This is a genomic window from Streptomyces sp. NPDC093591 (genome assembly GCF_044764885.1).
Lineage (GTDB): Bacteria > Actinomycetota > Actinomycetes > Streptomycetales > Streptomycetaceae > Streptomyces.
On sequence record NZ_JBIWIY010000003.1, the window covers coordinates 484,123 to 504,294 of the forward strand.

Here is a 20,172-nt window from a genome sequence, read left to right on the forward strand (position 1 = left end):
GTCGCCGTCGAGGCCTGCGGCGTCAGGCCTTGACCCGCACGTCGCTGCGGAGCTTGGCGGCCAGGGCCGCGGTGTCGTCGAGCGAACCGCCTTCGCCGCTGGCGAGTTCGGCGACGCCGAACGCCATGACGAGGGCCACGGTGCTGTGGTCACCCCAGATGCACATGGGCATCTTCATCGTCTGCGCGACCCCGGCACTCGAGGCGGACGAACCGGTGTTCGTGATCTCGGCGACCTGGCACTTCATGACGCCGTTCTCGAAGCCCGAGGGGGAGACCGTCTCCGGGCTGCCGACCAGCTTGCCCTTGCTGTCGCTGCTGCTCTGGTCCTTCTCGGCCTCGGTCTTCATCTTGGCGAACATCGCGTCGACGACGGCCTCGGGATCGTCGATGGTGCCGTAGACGCCGCTGAAGGAGAGGTTCTTCGCGCTGATACCCGTGCCCTTCTGGTAACCCGCGCTGACGTCCTTGGCGTCCTTCACCCCCCACTCCTCGAAGTCCGAGATGTCGTCGTCGTTCATCGAGTCCGCGGAGCTGGCGCTCTCCGACTTCTTGTACTCGCCGCTCAGCACGGTCGCCGGCGTCGTCAGCGTGTGGGCCCCGTCGTCCTCGACGCCGCCCGCGCCGCCGCCCCCACCGAACACGAAGTACGCCCCGACACCGATCGCGGCCACGACCGCGACCGCGCCGATGATCAGGCCCGTCTTCTTGCTGCCGCCACCCGGCGCCGGCGGCTGCGGCATCCCGTACGGGGCCTGACCGTACGGCGGCTGCTGCTGGCCGTACGGCTGCTGCGGCGGAACGCCCTGCGGGGCCTGCTGCGGGTAGCCGTAACCGGGCTGGGGCTGGGGCGGAGGAGCCTGCTGGGGGTAGCCGTAGCCGGGCTGGGGCGCCTGCGGCTGCTGGCCGTACGGACCGGGCTGGCCGTACGGACCGGGCTGCTGGGGCTGCCCGCCGTACGGGCCCGGCTGGTTGTAGCTCATTTCTGGGTTCCCCTCCAGATGCTTATATGTTCACGACATCCTGGCGCAATCACAGCGCACGTACGGCACCGGGGTGCCCACCGTTACAGAACAAAGGCGTTTCGGGACACGCCCGGGACACCCCTAAACTGGGCGGGTGACCGAGAACGCTCAGCAGCAGCCACCAGCGCCCGACACCGAACTGCCGACCCAGTACGCGCCGGCCGATGTAGAGGGGCCGCTGTACGAGCGCTGGGTAGAGCGGGGTTACTTCGAGGCGGACGAGAAGAGCGACAAGCCGCCCTACACCATCGTCATCCCGCCGCCGAACGTCACGGGCAGCCTGCACCTCGGGCACGCCTTCGAGCACACCCTCATCGACGCCCTCACGCGCCGTAAGCGCATGCAGGGTTACGAGACGCTGTGGCAGCCCGGCATGGACCACGCCGGTATCGCCACCCAGAACGTCGTCGAGCGCGAGCTCGGCAAGGAGGGCAAGTCCCGCCACGACCTGGGCCGTGAGGCGTTCGTCGAGCGGGTCTGGCAGTGGAAGGGCGAGTCCGGCGGGCAGATCTCCGGCCAGATGCGGCGCCTCGGTGACGGCGTCGCCTGGTCGCGCGAGCGCTTCACCATGGACGAGGGCCTCTCCCAGGCCGTCCAGACCATCTTCAAGCGGCTCTACGACGACGAGCTGATCTACCGCGCCGAGCGCATCATCAACTGGTGCCCGCGCTGCCTGACCGCCATCTCGGACATCGAGGTGGAGTACCAGGACGACGACGGCGAGCTCGTCTCCATCCGGTACGGCGACGGCGACGACTCCATCGTCGTGGCGACGACCCGCGCCGAGACGATGCTCGGCGACACCGCGGTCGCCGTCCACCCCGAGGACGAGCGCTACCGCCACCTCGTCGGACGGGACATCGAGCTGCCGCTCACCGGCCGCCGTATCCCCGTCGTCGCCGACGAGCACGTCGACCCCGAGTTCGGCACCGGCGCCGTCAAGGTCACCCCGGCCCACGACCCGAACGACTTCGAGATCGGCCAGCGGCACGACCTGCCGTCCCTGACGATCATGGACGAGCACGCGGTCATCACGGCCCACGGCCCCTTCCAGGGCCTGGACCGCCTGGAGGCCCGCTCGGCCATCGTCGGCGCGCTGCGCGCCGAGGGCCGGATCGTCGCGGAGAAGCGGCCGTACGTCCACTCCGTCGGCCACTGCTCGCGCTGCAAGACCACCATCGAGCCGCGCCTGTCCATGCAGTGGTGGGTCAAGGTCGGCCCGCTGGCGAAGGCCGCCGGTGACGCGGTCCGCGAGGGCAAGGTCAAGATCCATCCGCAGGAGATGGAGAAGCGGTACTTCGACTGGGTCGACAACCTCCACGACTGGTGTATCTCGCGGCAGTTGTGGTGGGGCCACCGCATTCCGGTCTGGTACGGCCCGGAGGGCGAGGTCGTCTGCGTCGGTCCCGACGAGGAGCCGCCGAGCGGTGAGGGCTGGCGTCAGGACACCGACGTCCTCGACACCTGGTTCTCGTCCGGCCTGTGGCCGTTCTCCACGCTCGGCTGGCCCGAACGGACCGAGTCGCTCGCGAAGTTCTACCCGAACTCCGTCCTGGTCACCGGCTACGACATCCTCTTCTTCTGGGTCGCCCGGATGATGATGTTCGGCCTGTACGCGATGGACGGCACCCCGCCGTTCCACACCATCGCCCTGCACGGCATGGTCCGCGACCAGTTCGGCAAGAAGATGTCGAAGTCCTTCGGCAACGCGGTCAACCCGCTGGACTGGATGGACAAGTACGGCAGCGACGCGCTCAGGTTCACCCTCGCGCGCGGCGCCAACCCCGGCGTCGACGTCCCGATCGGCGAGGACTGGGTCCAGGGTTCCCGCAACTTCGCCAACAAGATCTGGAACGCCACGCGCTTCGCGCTGATGAACGGCGCGACGGTGGACGGACCGCTGCCGGAGCCGTCGGAGATGTCGTCGACGGACCGCTGGATCCTGTCCCGCCTGAACTCGGTCGTCGCCGAAGTCGACGCGTTCTACGAGGACTACCAGTTCGCCAAGCTGTCCGACGCGCTCTTCCACTTCGCGTGGGACGAGGTCTTCGACTGGTACGTCGAGCTGTCCAAGACGACGTTCCAGGCGGGCGGCGAGGCGGCCGAGGTCAGCAAGCGCGTCCTGGGCGAGGTCCTCGACGTCACCCTCAAGCTGCTGCACCCGGTGGTCCCGTTCGTCACGGAGACTCTCTGGACCACCCTCACGGGCGGCGAGTCGATCGTGATCGCCGACTGGCCGAAGGACAGCGGCTTCAGGGACTCGGCGGCGGAGCAGGAGATCGCCGTCCTCCAGCAGGTCATCACCGAGGTCCGCCGCTTCCGCGCCGACCAGGGCCTGCAGCCGGGCCAGCGCGTCCCGGCCCGCCTGACCCTGGACGGTACGGCCCTTGCCCCGCACGAGCCGGCCATCCGCCAGCTGCTGCGCCTGCAGCCGGAGGGTGACGCCTTCACGGCCACGGCGACGCTGCCGGTGGCGGGCGCGGAGGTCGCCCTGGACCTCTCCGGCGCGATCGACGTCGCGGCGGAGCGCAAGCGCCTCGCGAAGGACCTGGCGGCGGCCGAGAAGGAGAAGGCCCAGGCCACGGCCAAGCTCGGCAACGAGGCGTTCCTGGCGAAGGCCCCGGACCAGGTGGTGGAGAAGATCCGCGGGCGTCTCGCCAAGGCGGAGGAGGACATCGCGCGGATCGCCGCGCAGCTGGAGCGGCTGCCGCAGGCGTAGGTGTTCGTACGGTGTGAAGGCCCCGGTGCTGTCAGGTGCCGGGGCCTTTGCCGACCTGCAAGGGGCGCGGGGCTGTGTCGACATGCGGCTCCGCCGCGTGGGCGCGACCAGCCACAACGCACCCGCACACGCCGCACAACGCCACGGACCCCACTCCTTGGGCGCACTGTCAGTCCCCCTCCGTAGACTGGCCCCGTGAGCGACCAGAACGAGCCCGACCCCCTCGACCCCTTCGAAGAGATCATCGCGGCCGAGACCGACCGCGACCCCGACCTCGCGGTCATCGAGGCCGGCAGCCGCACCCTGCGCACCCAGGGCGGCGCGCCGCAGGCCGACGTGCCCGCGCGCCCCGAAGACCCCGAGGTCGACAAGGCACTGCGCGAGGTCGAGGCGGAGCTCGCCACCCGCTGGGGCGAGACCAAGCTGGAGCCGTCGGTCGCCCGTATCGCCGCGCTCATGGACGTGCTGGGCGAGCCGCAGCGGTCGTACCCCTCGATCCACATCACCGGCACCAACGGCAAGACGTCGACCGCCCGCATGATCGAGGCCCTCCTCGGCGCCTTCGAGCTGCGGACCGGCCGTTACACCTCACCGCACGTCCAGTCGATCACCGAGCGGATCAGCCTGGACGGCGCCGCGATCTCCGCCGAGCGCTTCATCGAGACGTACCACGACATCAAGCCGTACATCGAGATGGTCGACGCCTCGCAGGAGTTCCGGCTGTCCTTCTTCGAGGTGCTCACGGGCATGGCGTACGCCGCCTTCGCCGACGCGCCCGTCGATGTCGCCGTCGTGGAAGTGGGCATGGGCGGCTCCTGGGACGCCACGAACGTCATCGACGGTGATGTCGCCGTCGTGACGCCCATAGACCTCGACCACACCGACCGGCTCGGCGAGACTCCCGGCGAGATCGCCGCCGAGAAGGCCGGCATCGTCAAGCAGGACGCCACCGTGATCATGGCGCAGCAGCCGGTGGACGCGGCGCAGGTGCTGCTGAAGAAGGCCGTCGAGGTCGACGCGACCGTGGCCCGCGAGGGGCTCGAGTTCGGCGTCGTGGCGCGGCAGGTCGCCGTCGGCGGGCAGCTGGTGACCCTGCGCGGGCTGGGCGGTGAGTACACCGAGGTGTATCTGCCGCTGCACGGCGCGCACCAGGCGCACAACGCCGCCGTCGCGCTCGCCGCCGTGGAGGCGTTCTTCGGCGTCGGCGCCGCGCGGGCCGAGCCGCTCGACATCGACACCGTCCGCAAGGCGTTCGCCGCCGTCGCCTCGCCGGGGCGGATGGAGGTCGTACGGCGTTCGCCGACCGTCGTGCTCGACGCCGCCCACAATCCGGCCGGCGCGCGGGTCACCGCCGAGGCGGTGGGGGAGGCCTTCGACTTCAGCCGGCTGATCGGGGTCGTCGGCGCGAGCGGCGACAAGAACGTGCGGGGGCTGCTCGAGGCCTTCGAGCCGATCTTCGCCGAGGTCGTCGTCACGCAGAACTCCTCGCATCGCGCGATGGACGCCGACGAACTCGCGGCCATCGCCGTCGAGGTGTTCGGTGACGAACGCGTGCAGGTGGAGCCGCGGTTGCCGGACGCCCTGGAGGCCGCGATCACGCTGGCCGAGGAGGAGGGCGAGTTCGCGGGCGGCGGTGTGCTGGTCACCGGGTCCGTCATCACGGTCGGCGAAGCCCGGCTGCTGCTGGGGAAGGGCTGAGTCCAAGGATGCGTACGCTCTGTTCCTCGACCCTGATCGGCGAGTTCTTCGTCATCGGCTTCGCCGGTCTGGTCGCCATGAAGGATCCCGACCTGTCCATGTCGACGGTGTGGACGGTCAGCGGCATCGCGATGTTCCTGTGCGTGCTGCTGTGCGGCCTGGTGACCCGGCCCGGCGGCGTCGCCCTCGGCTGGGCCCTGCAGATCGCCCTGATCGCGTCCGGCTTCGTCGTCCCCACGATGTTCTTCCTGGGCGCGATCTTCGCGGCCCTGTGGTGGGCGTCGGTGCACTTCGGCCGGAAGGTCGACGAGGCGAAGGCGAGATTCGCGGCGCAGGCCGGCGAAGGCAGCCCGTCCGGCGCCTGAATACGCCTGAGTGCCCCCGAGCGCAAGCTGACACTGCGTAACAAGCTCCTGGACACGCCCTGTAACCTCATCCCACCGCACCCCGGCTGTAAGAAGGAGCCATCCCGTGAGCCAGCGCACCCTCGTCCTCCTCAAGCCCGACGCCGTCCGTCGAGGCCTGACCGGCGAGATCATCAGCCGTATCGAGCGCAAGGCCGGCTGGCAGATCACCGCGCTGGAGCTGCGCACCCTGGACCAGGAGACGCTGGAGCAGCACTACGGCGAGCACAAGGGCAAGCCTTTCTACGAGCCGCTGGTTCAGTTCATGGCCTCCGGCCCGGTCGTCGCGCTGATCGTCGAGGGCGAGCGGGTCATCGAGGGGCTGCGTCAGCTCGCCGGTCCGACCGACCCGATCGCCGCCGCGCCGGGCTCCATCCGGGGGGACTACGGCGTGATCGTCCGGGAGAACCTCATCCACGCGTCCGACTCCGAGGAGTCCGCCGAGCGCGAGGTGAAGATCTTCTTCCCGGGCCGCGCCTGACCCCCACTTGAGTGGCCTGAACAGGGGCGGCCGCAGAAAGCCGGCCGCCCCGCGGCATATGCGCGGCGATCGAGGGAACGAGTGCCCCCGATGGCCCGTCTCCACAAGCGGGGCGACTCGCCATCTGATGACAATGGCGAAGACCCTCCCGCAGTGTTCGCGAAGGCGCGTCTACGATGGAAGCCTTCACGTCACAGCACCCACTTCGCCGACCTGAAAAGCCATCAAAAGCTCCCAGGAAGGCCAGACGAATCCTGATGGGGAACTCAATGTCGTTCATCGGCCGTGACATGGCTGTCGACCTCGGGACCGCCAACACGCTGGTGTACGTCAGGGGTCGCGGGATCGTACTCAATGAGCCGTCCGTCGTCGCGATCAACACCAACACCGGTGGCATCCTCGCGGTCGGTGCCGAAGCGAAGAAGATGATCGGGCGCACGCCCGGCAACATCGTTGCCGTACGTCCGCTGAAGGACGGCGTGATCGCCGACTTCGAGATCACCGAGCGGATGCTCCGCTACTTCATCCTGAAGATCCACAAGCGGCGGTATCTGGCTCGTCCGCGGGTCGTCGTCTGTGTGCCCTCCGGCATCACCGGCGTCGAGCGCCGCGCCGTCATCGAGGCGTCGTCCCAGGCCGGCGCCCGCCAAGTGCACATCATCGAGGAGCCCATGGCCGCGGCCATCGGCTCCGGCCTGCCGGTCCACGAGGCCACGGGCAACATGGTGGTCGACATCGGCGGCGGCACCACGGAGGTCGCGGTCATCTCCCTCGGCGGCATCGTCACCGCCCAGTCCATCCGCGTCGCGGGCGACGAGCTGGACAACGCGATCATCCAGCACATCAAGAAGGAGTACTCCCTTCTGCTGGGTGAGCGGACGGCCGAGCAGATCAAGATCACGATCGGTTCGGCGTACGACCTCGACGCAGACGAACACACCGAAATCCGCGGCCGGGACCTCGTCTCCGGGCTGCCGAAGACCGTCGTCATCTCCGCGGCCGAAGTACGCAAGGCCATCGAGGAACCGGTCAACGCCATCGTCGACGCGGTGAAGACGACCCTCGACAAGTGCCCGCCGGAACTGTCCGGCGACATCATGGACCGAGGAATCGTTCTGACCGGCGGCGGCGCCCTGCTGCGCGGCCTCGACGAGCGGCTGCGCCGTGAGACCGGCATGCCGATCCACATCGCCGAGGACCCGCTGGACAGCGTGGCGCTCGGCTCCGGCAAGTGCGTCGAGGAGTTCGAGGCGTTGCAGCAGGTGCTGGACGCCCAGCCGCGCAGATGACGTAACTCTTCGATTCCGCCGTACGGGATGATCTCCTCTCGTACGGCGGATCGTTGATATAGAGGCATAAGCTCCCCGAAGAGCCTCGAAACCTCCGCATACAAGCTCCGCATACAAGCTCCGCATACAAGCTCAGCGGACAAGCCCCGCAGCAAACTCCGCAGACAAACTCCGTATACAGAACCCTTCGGGTTTCCCAGGGGTTTCCGCAATTCCTATGAGGAAGGGCACGGCCGCCGCACGTGAGGGACACACGAGAGAGCCGGCTGCTCCTGGTGCTGCTGATCGCCATCGCGTTCGCGCTGATCACGGTGGACATCCGCGGTGGTGAGGATTCCCCTGTCGACGGCGCCCGGTCCGCCGCCGCCGCGGTCTTCGGCCCGATCGAGAACGGCGTCTCATCGGCGGTCGACCCGGTGGGCAACGCGGTCGCCGCGATCCGTGACTCCGGCGAGCGACACGACCGGCTCGCCCGGCTGGAGCAGGAGAACGCCGCCCTCAAGGCGAAACTCGGCAGCGACGACCGCGACCGCAGCCGGCTGCGGCAGCTGGACAAGATGCTGAAGATCGCGGGCCAGGGCCAGTACGGCATCAAGGGCGCCGAGGTCATCGCCATAGGAGCGGCCCAGGGCTTCTCCTGGACGATCACCATCGACGCCGGCGCGAACGACGGCATCCAGCGCGACATGACCGTCCTGAACGGGGACGGACTGGTCGGGCGGGTCACCACCGTCGGCCCGAACACCGCGACCGTGCTCCTCGCCAACGACCCCGACTTCACCGTCGGCACCCGCATGGAGGCCAGCGACGAGCTCGGCTTCGCCTCCGGCCAGGGCGACCGACCGCTGCGCGTCGAACTCCTCAACGGCAAGGCCGAGGTGAAGAAGGGCGACCGTCTGGTCACCTTCGGCTCCCAGGCCGACAAGCCCTTCGTGCCCGGCGTCCCCGTCGGCGTCGTCTCCCGCGTCGACCCGTCCGGCGGCAACCTCACCCGCACCCTGTACGTCACGCCGTACGTCGGCTTCAGCAAGCTAGACATCGTCGGCGTCGTCGTCCAGGCCCCCACGAAGGACCCGCGCGACACGGTGCTCCCCGACAAGCCCGAGCCGACCCCCACGCCTACCGTGACGGTGACCGTCACGCCGTCCGGTGCGCCCCCGGTCGACGGCCAGTCCCAGTACGAGCAAGAGCAGTAGGAGCTGAAGCCACATGCGCGTCAACCGGATCCTGCTCTCCTCCGCCCTGGTCGTCGTCGCCCTGGTGCTCCAGGTGAGCGTCCTCGCCCGCCTCCACCTCCCGGGCGCCGTCCCCGACCTGCTGCTCCTCACCGTCCTGGGCCTCGCCATGGTCTACGGCCATGTCGGCGGCGCCCTCGTCGGCTTCGGCGCCGGCCTGCTCGCCGACCTCGCCCCGCCCGCCGACCACGCCGCCGGCCGCTACGCGCTGGTGCTGTGCGTGATCGGCTACCTCGCCGGGCTCGTCAAACCGGACAACGGCCGGCTCAAGTCGGCCACCGGGCCGATGGTGGTCGTGGTCGTCGCCGCGATCGGAGCGACTTTGCTGTACGCCGGTGTCGGCGCCCTCGTCGGCGACACCGCCGCCCGCCATGTCGGACTCGGCAGCCTGCTGTTCACGGCCGCGCTGTACGACCTGCTGCTGGCGCCGTTCGTGGTGCCCGGTCTCATGGCGCTGGCCCGGCGCGCGGAGAACGACCCGCTCGCCGAGACCAACTCCCAGGCGAAGAAGCCCAGCATCTCCTCGGGCTGGCTCTCCGGCGGTACCGGCCTGCGCATCGGCGGCCAGCGCGGCGGGCTCGGAGGGATGAAGAACGGCCTGAAGACGAAGGCCGGGCGGGCGCGGACGGCGCGCGCCGGGCGCATCAAGGGGGTCAAGCGGCTGTGAGGGCAGCGGAGTTCACCGGAACGAGTGAGCCCATGTGGAACCCGGGCTCGCGGGCCCTTCGTTCCTCACCCGTACACACGCAGCCGTATCCGCACTCGTACACACACGGCCGCAGCCGCACTGGAACTCGCACTGGTACTCGCACTGAGAGGGGGAGGCAGCCGCAGTGACCAACATCCCCGAGACCGGCCGGACGCCACGCGTCCAGATCCGGCTCATCGTCATCCAAGTCCTCGTCCTCTCCCTCCTCGGCACCCTCGGCGGGCGCCTGTGGTACCTGCAGATCCGCGAGGGCGACGCCTACGCCAAGGAGGCGTCCGGCAACCACGTCCAGCAGGTCGTCCAGCCCGCCGTCCGCGGCTCGATCCTGGACGCGCGCGGAGTGGCGCTCGCCGACAACGAGACACGGCTGGTGGTCTCCGCCTCCCGCACCGACCTGCTGAAGATGCCGGACGACGGCAAGGCCGTCCTCACCAAGCTCGCCGGTGTCCTGGGCATGACCCCCAAGGAGGTCATGGAGAAGGTCCGGCTGTGCGACGCCGAGACGCCCCAGCCGTGCTGGAACGGCTCGCCGTACCAGCCGATCCCCATCACCGACGAGGCCACCCCCAAGCAGGCCCTGCAGATCCGTGAGCGTGCCGAGGACTTCCCCGGCATCACCGCCGAGCCGCAGGCCCTGCGCCGTTACCCGAGCCCGGGCGAGGCCAACACCGCCCAGGTCCTCGGCTACCTCTCCCCGGTCACCGACGAGGAGCTCCAGAAGGCCCAGGACACCGACTCGCCGTACCTGCGCTCCGACCAGGTCGGCCGCTCCGGCCTGGAGCGCCAGTACGACAAGGAGCTGCGCGGCAAGGCGGGCGTCACCCGCTACGAGGTCGACAACCTCGGCCGGGTCATCGGCCAGGCCGAGGCCGACGCCGCTCAGGCCGGCTCCAATCTCGTCACCAGCATCGACGCCCGCGTGCAGCGGGTCGCCGAGTACGAGCTGAACGACGCGATGAAGAAGGCCCGCCAGGAGTGGGACCGCAACACGGGCGAGAAGTACAAGGCCGACTCGGGCGCGGTCGTCGTGATGGAGGCCAAGACCGGCCGCATCGTCGCCATGGCGTCCAACCCGACCTACGACCCGAACGCCTGGGTGGGCGGCATCTCCGCCAAGGACTACAAGAAGCTCACCGGTAAAGCTTCCAACTACCCGCTGCTCAACCGCGCGATCCAGGGCCAGTCGGCGCCGGGCTCCATCTTCAAGGTCGTCCCGACGGCCGCCGCGGTCAACGCGGGCTACTCCTTCGACGGCCCCTACCAGTGCTCCAGCTCGTACTCGATCGGCGGCCAGGTCTTCAAGAACTTCGAGTCCAAGGGGTACGGCCCGATCAGCCTCGGCCGCGCCCTGGAGGTCTCCTGCGACACCGTCTTCTACCGCCTCTCGCACGAGGAGTGGAAGCGGGACGGCGGCACCAAGCCGAAGAAGAACGCCAAGGACTGGTTCTACAAGACCGCCCACCAGTTCGGCCTCGGCGCGGAGACCGGCATCGACCTCCCCAACGAGGTCACCGGCCGTATCCCCGACCGCCAGTGGAAGCAGGCGTACTGGAAGGCCAACAAGGACGCCTGGTGCAAGTACGGCAAGAAGGGCGGCTCGTACGCCGAGCAGATCGCCTACGAGAACTGCCTCGAAGGCAACCGGATGCGCGCCGGTGACTCGGTCAACTACTCCATCGGACAGGGCGACACCCTGGTCACCCCCATCCAGATGGCCACCATCTACGCGGCCATCTCCAACGGCGGCACCCTGTACGACCCCACCGTCGGCAAGGCCGTCGTCAGCGCCGACGGCAAGACCGTCCACGAGATCGAGCCCAAGTCGCACGGCAAGCTGCCCATAAGCCGGCAGACGCTGGCCGAGATGGACGACGCCCTCGCCGGCGTCGCCACCCGCGGTACCGCCGCCTGGCGGTTCGCCGATGTCGGCTGGCCGCAGGACAAGATCCCGATGCACGCCAAGACCGGTACCGCGGAGGTCTACGGCAAGCAGACGACCTCGTGGTTCGCCACGTACACCAAGGACTACGCGGTCGTCATGACGATCTCCCAGGGTGGTACGGGTTCCGGTGCCTCGGGTCCGGCCGTACGCAACATCTACGACGCGCTGTACGGCGTCTCCGACGACGGCACCATCAACAGGAAGAACGCGCTGCTGCCGACGCCCCAGAAGAGCCTGCCGAAGGTCCGCACCGACGGGACGATCGCCTCGCCGAAGGTCTCCAAGGACCCGGCGAAGGAGCAGCGGGCCAACCAGGAGGGCGAGAAGACGCCGGACGCTCAGCAGCTCGCCGGGACGGTGTCGACGCCCACGCCGGAGAACCGTGACACCCGGCGCAGGCGCGGCAGGGGCCGCAGGCGGGGAAGCCGGAGGATGCTCACATGACCGGCGTCAACAGCTTCCAGGTCTCCGGGTACGGGCCCGAACGGGCGGGCTGGACCCGCCTGTTCGCCCGCGACTCGCTCGCCCGCAGGCTCGACTGGCCGATACTGCTGGCGGCGTTGGCCCTGTCGCTCCTCGGCACGCTCCTCGTGTACTCGGCGACCCGTAACCGCACCGAGCTCAACCAGGGCGACCCGTACTACTTCCTGGTCCGGCATCTGCTGAACACCGGCATCGGCCTCGCCCTGATGGTCGGCACGGTCTGGCTGGGGCACCGCACCCTGCGCACGGCGGTGCCGATCCTGTACGGGCTGTCGGTCTTCCTGATCCTTCTGGTGCTCACCCCGCTCGGCTCCACGATCAACGGCGCCCACTCCTGGATCAAGCTCCCCGGCGGCTTCTCCCTCCAGCCCTCCGAGTTCGTGAAGGTCACGATCATCCTGGGCATGGCGATGCTGCTGGCGACGAGAGTGGACGCCGGGGACAAGCAGTATCCCGACCACCGCACGGTGGTGCAGGCGCTGGGCCTGGCCGCCGTACCGATGCTGATCGTGATGCTCATGCCCGACCTCGGTTCGGTCATGGTGATGGTGGTGATCGTGCTGGGCGTGCTGCTCGCGTCCGGCGCCTCCAACCGCTGGGTCTTCGGGCTGATCGGCGCGGGGACGATGGGCGCCATCGCGGTCTGGCAGTTGGGTGTCCTGGACGACTACCAGATCGCCCGCTTCGCCGCCTTCGCGAACCCCAGCCTCGACCCCGCGGGCGTCGGCTACAACACCAACCAGGCGCGCATCGCGATCGGTTCGGGCGGGCTGTCGGGCGCCGGGCTGTTCCACGGTTCGCAGACGACCGGCCAGTTCGTGCCGGAGCAGCAGACCGACTTCGTCTTCACGGTGGCGGGGGAGGAGTTGGGCTTCATCGGCGGCGGGCTGATCATCCTGCTCCTCGGCGTGATCCTGTGGCGGGCCTGCCGTATCGCGCGCGAGACGACCGAGCTGTACGGGACGATCGTCGCGGCCGGGATCGTGGCGTGGTTCGCCTTCCAGTCGTTCGAGAACATCGGGATGACCCTGGGGATCATGCCGGTGACCGGTCTGCCGCTGCCGTTCGTGTCATACGGCGGGTCGTCGATGTTCGCCGTGTGGGTGGCGGTGGGGTTGCTGCAGTCGATCCGGGTGCAGCGTCCGATGTCCGCGTAGGCCTCCGGCGGTGGGGCCGTTCGGGCGGTGACCGTGGGGCGGGGTGGCCTTCCTTGAGGGCCGCCGCCCTCAGGGCCCGGCCTCCATGCCCCGGCCTCCAGGCCCCCTGCGCTTCGGTCTGAACGGCCTCGTCCTCAAACGCCGGACGGGCTGAGTGGGTTCACCTGGGGTTCATGGCTGGTAAGCCCTGTCGTGCCGCCGTGACTCCGATTAGATTCGGTTCATGGCGGACACGAAGCGCGAAATCGAGCGGAAGTATGAATCCGACGACAGCGGCCTGCCCGATCTGACCGGCGTCGCCGGGGTCGAGTCCGTCGTCGACAAGGGTGTGGCTCACCTGGACGCCACTTATTACGACACCGCGGACGAACGCCTCACCGCGTCCTCGATCACCCTGCGCCGCCGCACCGGCGGATCGGACGCGGGCTGGCACCTGAAGTTCCCCGTCTCCGAGGGTGTCCGCGACGAGATCGGCGCCCCGCTCTCCGACACCCTCCCCGACGAGCTCGCCGCTCTGGTCCGCTCCCGGGTCCGGGACGTCGAACTGCTGCCCGTGGTACGGCTGCGCTCGGACCGTGACGTGCGTGACCTCCTCGACGCGGAGGGACGGCTGCTGGCGGAGGTCAGCGTGGACGCCGTGCACGCCGAGCGGCTCAGTGGCGGCGTCGGTGACGCCCAGTGGACCGAGATCGAGGTGGAGCTCGCCGACGGCGGTGACCCGGCCTTCCTCGACAAGGTGGAGAAGCGGCTGCGCAAGGCGGGCGTACGGCCGTCCGCGTCCTCCTCGAAGCTGGCCCGCGCCCTTGCGGAGACCGCGCCCAAGAAGAAGCGTTCCTCCGCCGCGCTCGACGGCGCCGTGACCGCCGGTGACCATGTGCTCGCCTACATCCGCGCTCAGCGGGACGCGATCGTCGAGCTCGACCCGGCCGTACGCCAGGACGTCGAGGACTCCGTGCACCGTATGCGCGTCGCCACCCGTCGGCTGCGCAGCACCTTCAAGTCGTACGGGAAAGTGCTGGACCGGGCCGTCACCGACCCGATCGGCGACGAGCTGAAGTGGCTGGCCGGCGAGCTGGGCATGGACCGGGACCGGGAGGTGCTGAACGAACGCCTGTCGGCGGCTCTGCACGAGGTGCCCCACGCGCTGGTCTCCGGTCCGGTCGCCGAGCGGCTGAGCCACTGGGCGGGTGACAGGCCGGGCGGGGCGAGCGGCCGGCTGATCGGAGTCCTGGACTCCCGCCGCTACCTGGCCCTGCTCGACACCCTGGACGGGGTGCTCGCCGACCCGCCGCTGCTGAAGGCGGCCGGGAAGAAGCCCGGCAAGGTGCTCCCCAAGGCGGTGCGCAAGGACTTCGGCAAGGTGTCCGCGCTCGTCGAGCAGGCGCTGGAGCTGGAGCCGGGCGCCGAGCGGGACGTCGCCATCCACGAGGCCCGCAAGAAGACCAAGCGCACCCGCTACGCGGCGGAGGCGGCCACCCCGGCCCTGGGCAAGCCCGCCAAGGCCCTGACCAAGACCATGAAGTCCTTGCAGAACCTGCTCGGGGAGCACCAGGACAGCGTCATGGCCCGCCAGACCCTGCGCGAGCTGTCCGCGGTGGCGCACGCGGCGGGGGAGAGCGCCTTCACGTACGGGCTGCTGTACGGGCGTGAGGAGCAGCGGGCGGCGGCCGTGGAGGCCGAGCTGCCCGGGCGCTGGGACGGGATCAAGGACGCGGCGGACGCACTCTGACCTTCCGGGCGTACGGGGGGTGGTCGCGGCCGCGTTAGGCTAGATGGTCACCCCTGTCAGTTCAGTCCAGCTCACGAAGGTTCGCGAGATGCCTGCCGAAGTCGCTGCGTCGGTGTTCCCGCAGCTCGAAGCTCTGCTCCCGCATGTGCAGAAGCCGATCCAGTACGTCGGCGGAGAGCTCAACTCCACGGTCAAGCCATGGGAGTCGTGCGACGTCCGCTGGGCGCTCATGTACCCGGACGCGTACGAGGTCGGCCTGCCCAACCAGGGCGTCATGATCCTCTACGAGGTCCTGAACGAGCAGGAGGGCGTCCTCGCCGAGCGCACGTACAGCGTGTGGCCGGACCTGGAGGCGCTGATGCGGGAGCGGGGCGTACCGCAGTTCACGGTGGACAGCCACCGCCCCGTGAAGGCCTTCGACGTGTTCGGGCTCAGCTTCTCCACGGAGCTGGGCTACACGAACATGCTCACCGCCCTGGACCTGGCGGGCATCCCGCTGGAGTCGAAGGACCGGACGATCGACGACCCGATCGTGCTGGCGGGCGGCCATGCGGCCTTCAACCCCGAGCCGATCGCGGACTTCATCGACGCGGCGATCATCGGCGACGGTGAGCAGGCCGTGCTCGACATGACGAAGATCATCCGCGAGTGGAAGGCGGAGGGCCGGCCGGGCGGCCGCGAGGAGGTCCTCTTCCGCCTCGCGAAGACCGGCTCGGTGTACATCCCGGCGTTCTACGACGTCGAGTACCTCCCCGACGGCCGTATCGCCCGCGTCGTCCCGAACAAGTCGGGCGTCCCGTGGCGTGTGTCCAAGCACACGGTCATGGACCTCGACGAGTGGCCGTACCCCAAGCAGCCCCTCGTTCCGCTCGCCGAGACGGTCCACGAGCGCATGTCGGTCGAGATCTTCCGCGGCTGCACGCGCGGTTGCCGCTTCTGCCAGGCGGGCATGATCACGCGCCCGGTGCGTGAGCGCTCGATCACGGGCATCGGAGAGATGGTCGACAAGGGCCTGAAGGCGACGGGCTTCGAGGAGGTCGGCCTCCTGTCCCTGTCCTCGGCCGACCACAGCGAGATCGGCGACATCGCCAAGGGCCTGGCGGACCGGTACGAGGAGGACAAGATCGGTCTGTCCCTCCCCTCCACCCGCGTGGACGCGTTCAACGTGGACCTGGCGAACGAGCTGACGAGGAACGGTCGCCGGTCGGGCCTGACCTTCGCCCCCGAGGGCGGCTCCGAGCGCATGCGCAAGGTCATCAACAAGATGGTCTCGGAAGAGGACCTGATCCGGACGGTCGCGACGGCGTACGGCAACGGCTGGCGCCAGGTGAAGCTGTACTTCATGTGCGGCCTGCCGACGGAGACCGACGACGACGTCCTGCAGATCGCGGACATGGCGATGAACGTGATCGCGAAGGGCCGCGAGGTCTCCCGCTCCAACGACATCCGCTGCACGGTCTCGATCGGCGGCTTCGTCCCGAAGCCCCACACGCCGTTCCAGTGGGCACCCCAGCTGTCCGCGGAGGAGACGGACGCCCGTCTCGAAAAGCTCCGCGACAAGATCCGCGGCGACAAGAAGTACGGCCGCTCGATCGGCTTCCGCTACCACGACGGCAAGCCCGGCATCGTCGAGGGCCTCCTCTCTCGGGGCGACCGCCGCATCGGCGCGGTCATCCGCGCGGTCTACGACGACGGCGGCCGCTTCGACGGCTGGCGCGAGCACTTCTCCTACGACCGCTGGATGAGCTGTGCCGACAAGGCGCTGGCCCCCTTCGGCGTCGACGTCGACTGGTACACGACGCGCGAGCGCACGTACGAGGAGGTCCTGCCCTGGGACCACCTGGATTCCGGGTTGGACAAGGACTGGCTCTGGGAGGACTGGCAGGACGCCCTCGACGAGACCGAGGTGGAGGACTGCCGGTGGACGCCGTGCTTCGACTGTGGGGTGTGTCCGCAGATGGACACGCATATCCAGGTCGGGCCGACCGGTAAGAAGCTGCTGCCGCTGACGGTCAAGAACGCCGCGGCGGCGCCGAGCGGGCACGCGCACTGACGGTGCCGGCGGGGATGAGCGAGGAGGTGGTGGCCGCCGCGTTGGCTGCGGTCGGCGCTTCGGTCGCTCGCCCGTCGGCGCCCTCTCGGACGCCATTGCCGGGCCCCGGAAGTACCCCGCACGTCGTTTCCGAGGTGGAGTGGGTCTGAGGACCTCCGGACTTACTGACTTGCCGGTCCGCGAGCTCCCTTCCTGATGGGAGGAGGTCTCTCCCACGCGGGTGGCAGCGGGAACCGCTCGGGATGGTTTGGGCGTTTGGGCTACGTGCGGGGAGCTGTGTTCCTACGCTGGGTCTTTGGAAGCCGTGAGCGCCGGGGGATCTAGTGAGTGCCGAGATCGTGCAGTTGGTGGAGCAGGCTGGGCCGTATCTGACGACTGCGGTGAGCGCGTATGGGGTGGCGGTGTTCTCCCGGGCGGAGAGTGCGGCCGTGGACGCCACGGCGAACCTGGGCCGGCGGATCCTGCAGGCGGTGTGGCGCCGCCGTGACGAGCAGGGCCGGGCGGAGCTAGAAGCCGCGGTCCAGGACGCGGCCGAAGCGCCGGACGACACGGACGCGGCAGCCGCTGTGCGCCAGCAGATCAAACGCGCCCTGCGCGAGGACGCCGAGCTGCTGGCCGAGCTGGCCCGGATGCTGCCCGCTGCCGAGACGGTGAACGTGACGGCGTCGGGTGAGAGGTCCATCGCCGCGAAGACCATCACCACGGCCGTCACCGGGGACCACACGACGATCAGGCCATGACCGACAGCGTTGTGCCCGGGGGCGGAGGTCCGCAGGCGACGGGTGCACGGTCTGTGGCGGTGGGCGGCGGTGTCGGGGTGGCGATCACCGGGGACGGCACTCAGGTGGTAATGCTGCCGGCCGAGGCGGTGCGCTGGGCCAGGGAGATCGAGGCACCGCCCGGGGCCGGGAATCTGCCCGGATCCGCGTCCGGCGTGTTCGTCGGACGCCGGGACGAGCTGGCCCATCTGCGCCGGCTCCTGGCCGACGAGGGAGAGGCCGCGGTCACCCAGATGTCCGGGACGCGGGCGATCCATGGGCTGGGCGGGATCGGCAAGAGCACGCTCGCCCTGCACTACGCCCATACCTACCGACGCACGTACGCGCTGGTGTGGTGGATCAACGCCGTCGGCACCGAGCACATCGTCACCAGTCTGGCCGCCCTGTCCGTGCGGCTGTGCCCGCAGTGGGCCACGACCGCAGGGGTGCAGGAGCGGGCAGCGTGGGCGATTCTGTGGCTGCAGTGGCATCCCGGCTGGCTGCTCGTCTTCGACAACGTCGAAGACCCCGCCGACCTACGCCACTACCTCGGCACGCTCCCGGACGGGCATCACCTGGCCACCAGCCGCACCGCGACCGGCTGGCACGCCATCGCCCCCACCATGCCCCTGGGCCTACTCGACACCGATGCCGCCGTTGATCTGCTGTGCACCCTCGCCCTCGGACCGGAGCACACTCCCACACCACAGCAGCGCCAGCACGCGGCCGCCCTTGCCGCCGACCTCGGCTACCTGCCGCTGGCGCTGGAACAGGCCGGCGCCTACCTCTTCGAGACCGGAACCTCGCTGGCCGACTACCGGGACATGCTGGGGCAGGTGATGGACACAGCCGCAGGCGGGATCGATCCCGAGCGCACCATCGCCCGGATCTGGCGCCACACCCTGACCGCCATCGAACGCCGCGACCCGCAGGCCGTCACGCTCCTCGACGCCATGGCCTGGCTGGCACCCGACGACATCCCCCGCCCCCTGCTCGCCCCGCTCTGCCCCGATCCACGCACCCTCGGGGAAGCCCTGGGTGCCCTGCACGCGTACAACATGATCGCCTTCAGCACCGACCGCAAGACCATCAGCGTCCACCGCCTCGTGCAAACTGTCCTGCGTCACCGACCCATCGCCGACTCCAGCGAGCACCCGCCCGGCCGGCGAGATGCCGAACTTCTCATCCAGCGGGCCACAACCGACAAGGGCACGAGCACCATCCAGTGGGAGCAACTCTTGCCTCACATCGCCGCCGTTGCCGACTCCGTACCGCCCCACAGCTCCCCGTCGACTAAGACGGCGTACGTCTACCACACCGCCGCGCAGCACCTGCAGCGTCAGGGACGCGATGCCCACTCCGTCCGGCTGCGCGTAGCCGCCCTTGTCCAGTACGAACAGGCCCTCGGCGACTCGCACCCCAACACCTTGGCCAGCCGCAACAACCTGGCCCTCGCCTATCGGCAGGCGGGGGACCTGAGCCGGGCCATCCCTCTGTACGAGGCCACTCTCGCCCAGTGTGAGCAGACTTTCGGTGACACCCACCTCAACACCCTGACCAGCCGCAACAATCTCGCCAGCGCCTACCAGGCGGCGGGGGACTTGAGCCGGGCCATCCCTCTGTACGAGGCGACTCTCGCCCAGTGTGAGCGGACCCTCGGTGACTCCCATCCCAACACCCTGACCAGCCGCAGCAATCTCGCCGGCGCCTACCAGGCGGCCGGGGACCTGAGCCGGGCCATCCCCCTGCACGAGGCCACTCTCGCCCAGCGTGAGCGGACCCTCGGTGACTCCCACCCCGACACCCTGACCAGCCGCAGCAATCTCGCCGGCGCCTACCAGGCGGCCGGGGACCTGAGCCGGGCCATCCCCCTGCACGAGGCCACTCTCTCCCAGTGCGAGCAGACCCTCGGCGACACCCACCCCCATACTCTGACCAGCCGCAGCAATCTCGCTAGCGCCTACCAGGAGGCGGGAGACCTCGAGCGCGCCATCCTCCTGGACGAACTCGCCCTCGCCCAGCGTGAGCAGACCCTCGGTGACTCCCACCCCGACACCGTGACCAGCCGCAACAACCTGGCCCTCGCCTACCAGGAGGCGGGGGACCTGCAGCGCGCCATCCTCCTGCACGAACTCGCCCTCGCCCAGCGTGAGCAGACCTTCGGCGAGACCCACCCCAAGACGCTGACCAGCCGTAACAACCTTGCCAGCGCCTATCGGGCGGCAGGAGGCTTGGACCTCGCGATCTTCCTGTACGAGGTCACCCTTGCCCAGCGTGAGCAGACCCTCGGTGACTGCCACCCCGACACTCTGACCAGCCGTAGCAACCTTGCCGGTGCCTATCAGGATGCGGGGGACTTGAAGCGGGCCATCCCGCTGTATGAGGCCGCCCTCGCCCAGCGTGAGCAGACCCTCGGTGACTGCCACCCCGACACTCTGACCAGCCGTAGCAACCTTGCCGGTGCCTATCAGGATGCGGGGGACTTGAAGCG

14 protein-coding genes are annotated in these 20,172 nt (G+C 69.4%); 13 read left to right on the top strand and 1 reads right to left on the bottom strand.

Features of this window, described 5'->3' with window-relative positions; genetic code table 11:
• Positions 1–22: 22 nt before the first annotated feature.
• Positions 23–982, bottom strand: coding sequence for a hypothetical protein (locus tag ACIREI_RS08820; RefSeq protein ID WP_403329108.1), 960 nt, complete (start codon positions 980–982; stop codon positions 23–25).
• Between the two features lie 136 nt (positions 983–1,118).
• Between ACIREI_RS08820 and ACIREI_RS08825 the strand changes: the two genes are divergently transcribed.
• The 13 genes from ACIREI_RS08825 to ACIREI_RS08885 all read left to right on the top strand — a co-directional run.
• Entirely contained in the window at positions 1,119–3,743 is a 2,625-nt protein-coding gene (locus ACIREI_RS08825) for a valine--tRNA ligase (RefSeq protein WP_403329111.1), read from the top strand.
• A 195-nt stretch (positions 3,744–3,938) separates the two neighbouring features.
• A complete protein-coding gene (locus tag ACIREI_RS08830) occupies positions 3,939–5,441 on the top strand; it encodes a bifunctional folylpolyglutamate synthase/dihydrofolate synthase (protein ID WP_403329114.1) in 1,503 nt (500 codons plus the stop codon).
• Between the two features lie 8 nt (positions 5,442–5,449).
• Entirely contained in the window at positions 5,450–5,806 is a 357-nt protein-coding gene (locus ACIREI_RS08835) for a DUF4233 domain-containing protein (protein ID WP_403329117.1), read from the top strand.
• 106 nt (positions 5,807–5,912) lie between these two features.
• Positions 5,913–6,326: a nucleoside-diphosphate kinase gene (gene ndk, locus ACIREI_RS08840; protein ID WP_403329120.1), complete on the top strand. Its 414-nt coding sequence runs from the start codon at positions 5,913–5,915 to the stop codon at positions 6,324–6,326.
• Between the two features lie 269 nt (positions 6,327–6,595).
• Positions 6,596–7,615 carry a rod shape-determining protein gene (locus ACIREI_RS08845; RefSeq protein ID WP_004931372.1) on the top strand — a complete coding sequence of 340 codons (1,020 nt, stop codon included), beginning with the start codon at positions 6,596–6,598 and terminating at the stop codon, positions 7,613–7,615.
• Between the two features lie 242 nt (positions 7,616–7,857).
• The gene (gene mreC / locus ACIREI_RS08850; RefSeq protein ID WP_403329124.1) at positions 7,858–8,811 is read left to right on the top strand and encodes a rod shape-determining protein MreC; all 954 of its coding nucleotides are present in this window, start codon (positions 7,858–7,860) and stop codon (positions 8,809–8,811) included.
• Positions 8,812–8,824: 13 nt separating this feature from the next.
• Positions 8,825–9,517, top strand: coding sequence for a rod shape-determining protein MreD (gene mreD / locus ACIREI_RS08855; protein ID WP_403329127.1), 693 nt, complete (start codon positions 8,825–8,827; stop codon positions 9,515–9,517).
• A 166-nt stretch (positions 9,518–9,683) separates the two neighbouring features.
• On the top strand, positions 9,684–11,945 hold the full coding sequence (mrdA, locus tag ACIREI_RS08860; protein WP_403329130.1) for a penicillin-binding protein 2: 2,262 nt from the start codon (positions 9,684–9,686) through the stop codon (positions 11,943–11,945).
• Positions 11,942–13,141: a rod shape-determining protein RodA gene (rodA, locus tag ACIREI_RS08865; RefSeq protein WP_403329133.1), complete on the top strand. Its 1,200-nt coding sequence runs from the start codon at positions 11,942–11,944 to the stop codon at positions 13,139–13,141. The genes mrdA and rodA overlap by 4 nt, the downstream gene beginning before the upstream one ends.
• 223 nt (positions 13,142–13,364) lie before the next feature.
• The gene (locus ACIREI_RS08870; protein WP_403329136.1) at positions 13,365–14,870 is read left to right on the top strand and encodes a CHAD domain-containing protein; all 1,506 of its coding nucleotides are present in this window, start codon (positions 13,365–13,367) and stop codon (positions 14,868–14,870) included.
• An 88-nt stretch (positions 14,871–14,958) separates the two neighbouring features.
• On the top strand, positions 14,959–16,923 hold the full coding sequence (locus ACIREI_RS08875; RefSeq protein ID WP_403329139.1) for a TIGR03960 family B12-binding radical SAM protein: 1,965 nt from the start codon (positions 14,959–14,961) through the stop codon (positions 16,921–16,923).
• Between the two features lie 323 nt (positions 16,924–17,246).
• Positions 17,247–17,663 (top strand): hypothetical protein, encoded by a 417-nt coding sequence (locus ACIREI_RS08880; protein ID WP_403329142.1) that lies wholly within the window; start codon positions 17,247–17,249, stop codon positions 17,661–17,663.
• Positions 17,660–20,172: tetratricopeptide repeat protein (locus ACIREI_RS08885; protein WP_403329145.1), on the top strand; the 2,513-nt coding region annotated here is incomplete at its 3' end. The genes ACIREI_RS08880 and ACIREI_RS08885, both read left to right, overlap by 4 nt.

Bases quoted from the DNA above. Each gene is read 5' to 3' on its own strand.
- ACIREI_RS08820 (WP_403329108.1), bottom strand. From the start codon at position 982: ATGAGCTACAACCAGCCGGGCCCGTACGGCGGGCAGCCCCAGCAGCCC.
- ACIREI_RS08835 (WP_403329117.1), top strand. From the start codon at position 5,450: ATGCGTACGCTCTGTTCCTCGACCCTGATCGGCGAGTTCTTCGTCATC.
- ACIREI_RS08845 (WP_004931372.1), top strand. From the start codon at position 6,596: ATGTCGTTCATCGGCCGTGACATGGCTGTCGACCTCGGGACCGCCAAC.
- mreD (WP_403329127.1), top strand. From the start codon at position 8,825: ATGCGCGTCAACCGGATCCTGCTCTCCTCCGCCCTGGTCGTCGTCGCC.
- rodA (WP_403329133.1), top strand. From the start codon at position 11,942: ATGACCGGCGTCAACAGCTTCCAGGTCTCCGGGTACGGGCCCGAACGG.
- ACIREI_RS08870 (WP_403329136.1), top strand. From the start codon at position 13,365: ATGGCGGACACGAAGCGCGAAATCGAGCGGAAGTATGAATCCGACGAC.
- ACIREI_RS08875 (WP_403329139.1), top strand. From the start codon at position 14,959: ATGCCTGCCGAAGTCGCTGCGTCGGTGTTCCCGCAGCTCGAAGCTCTG.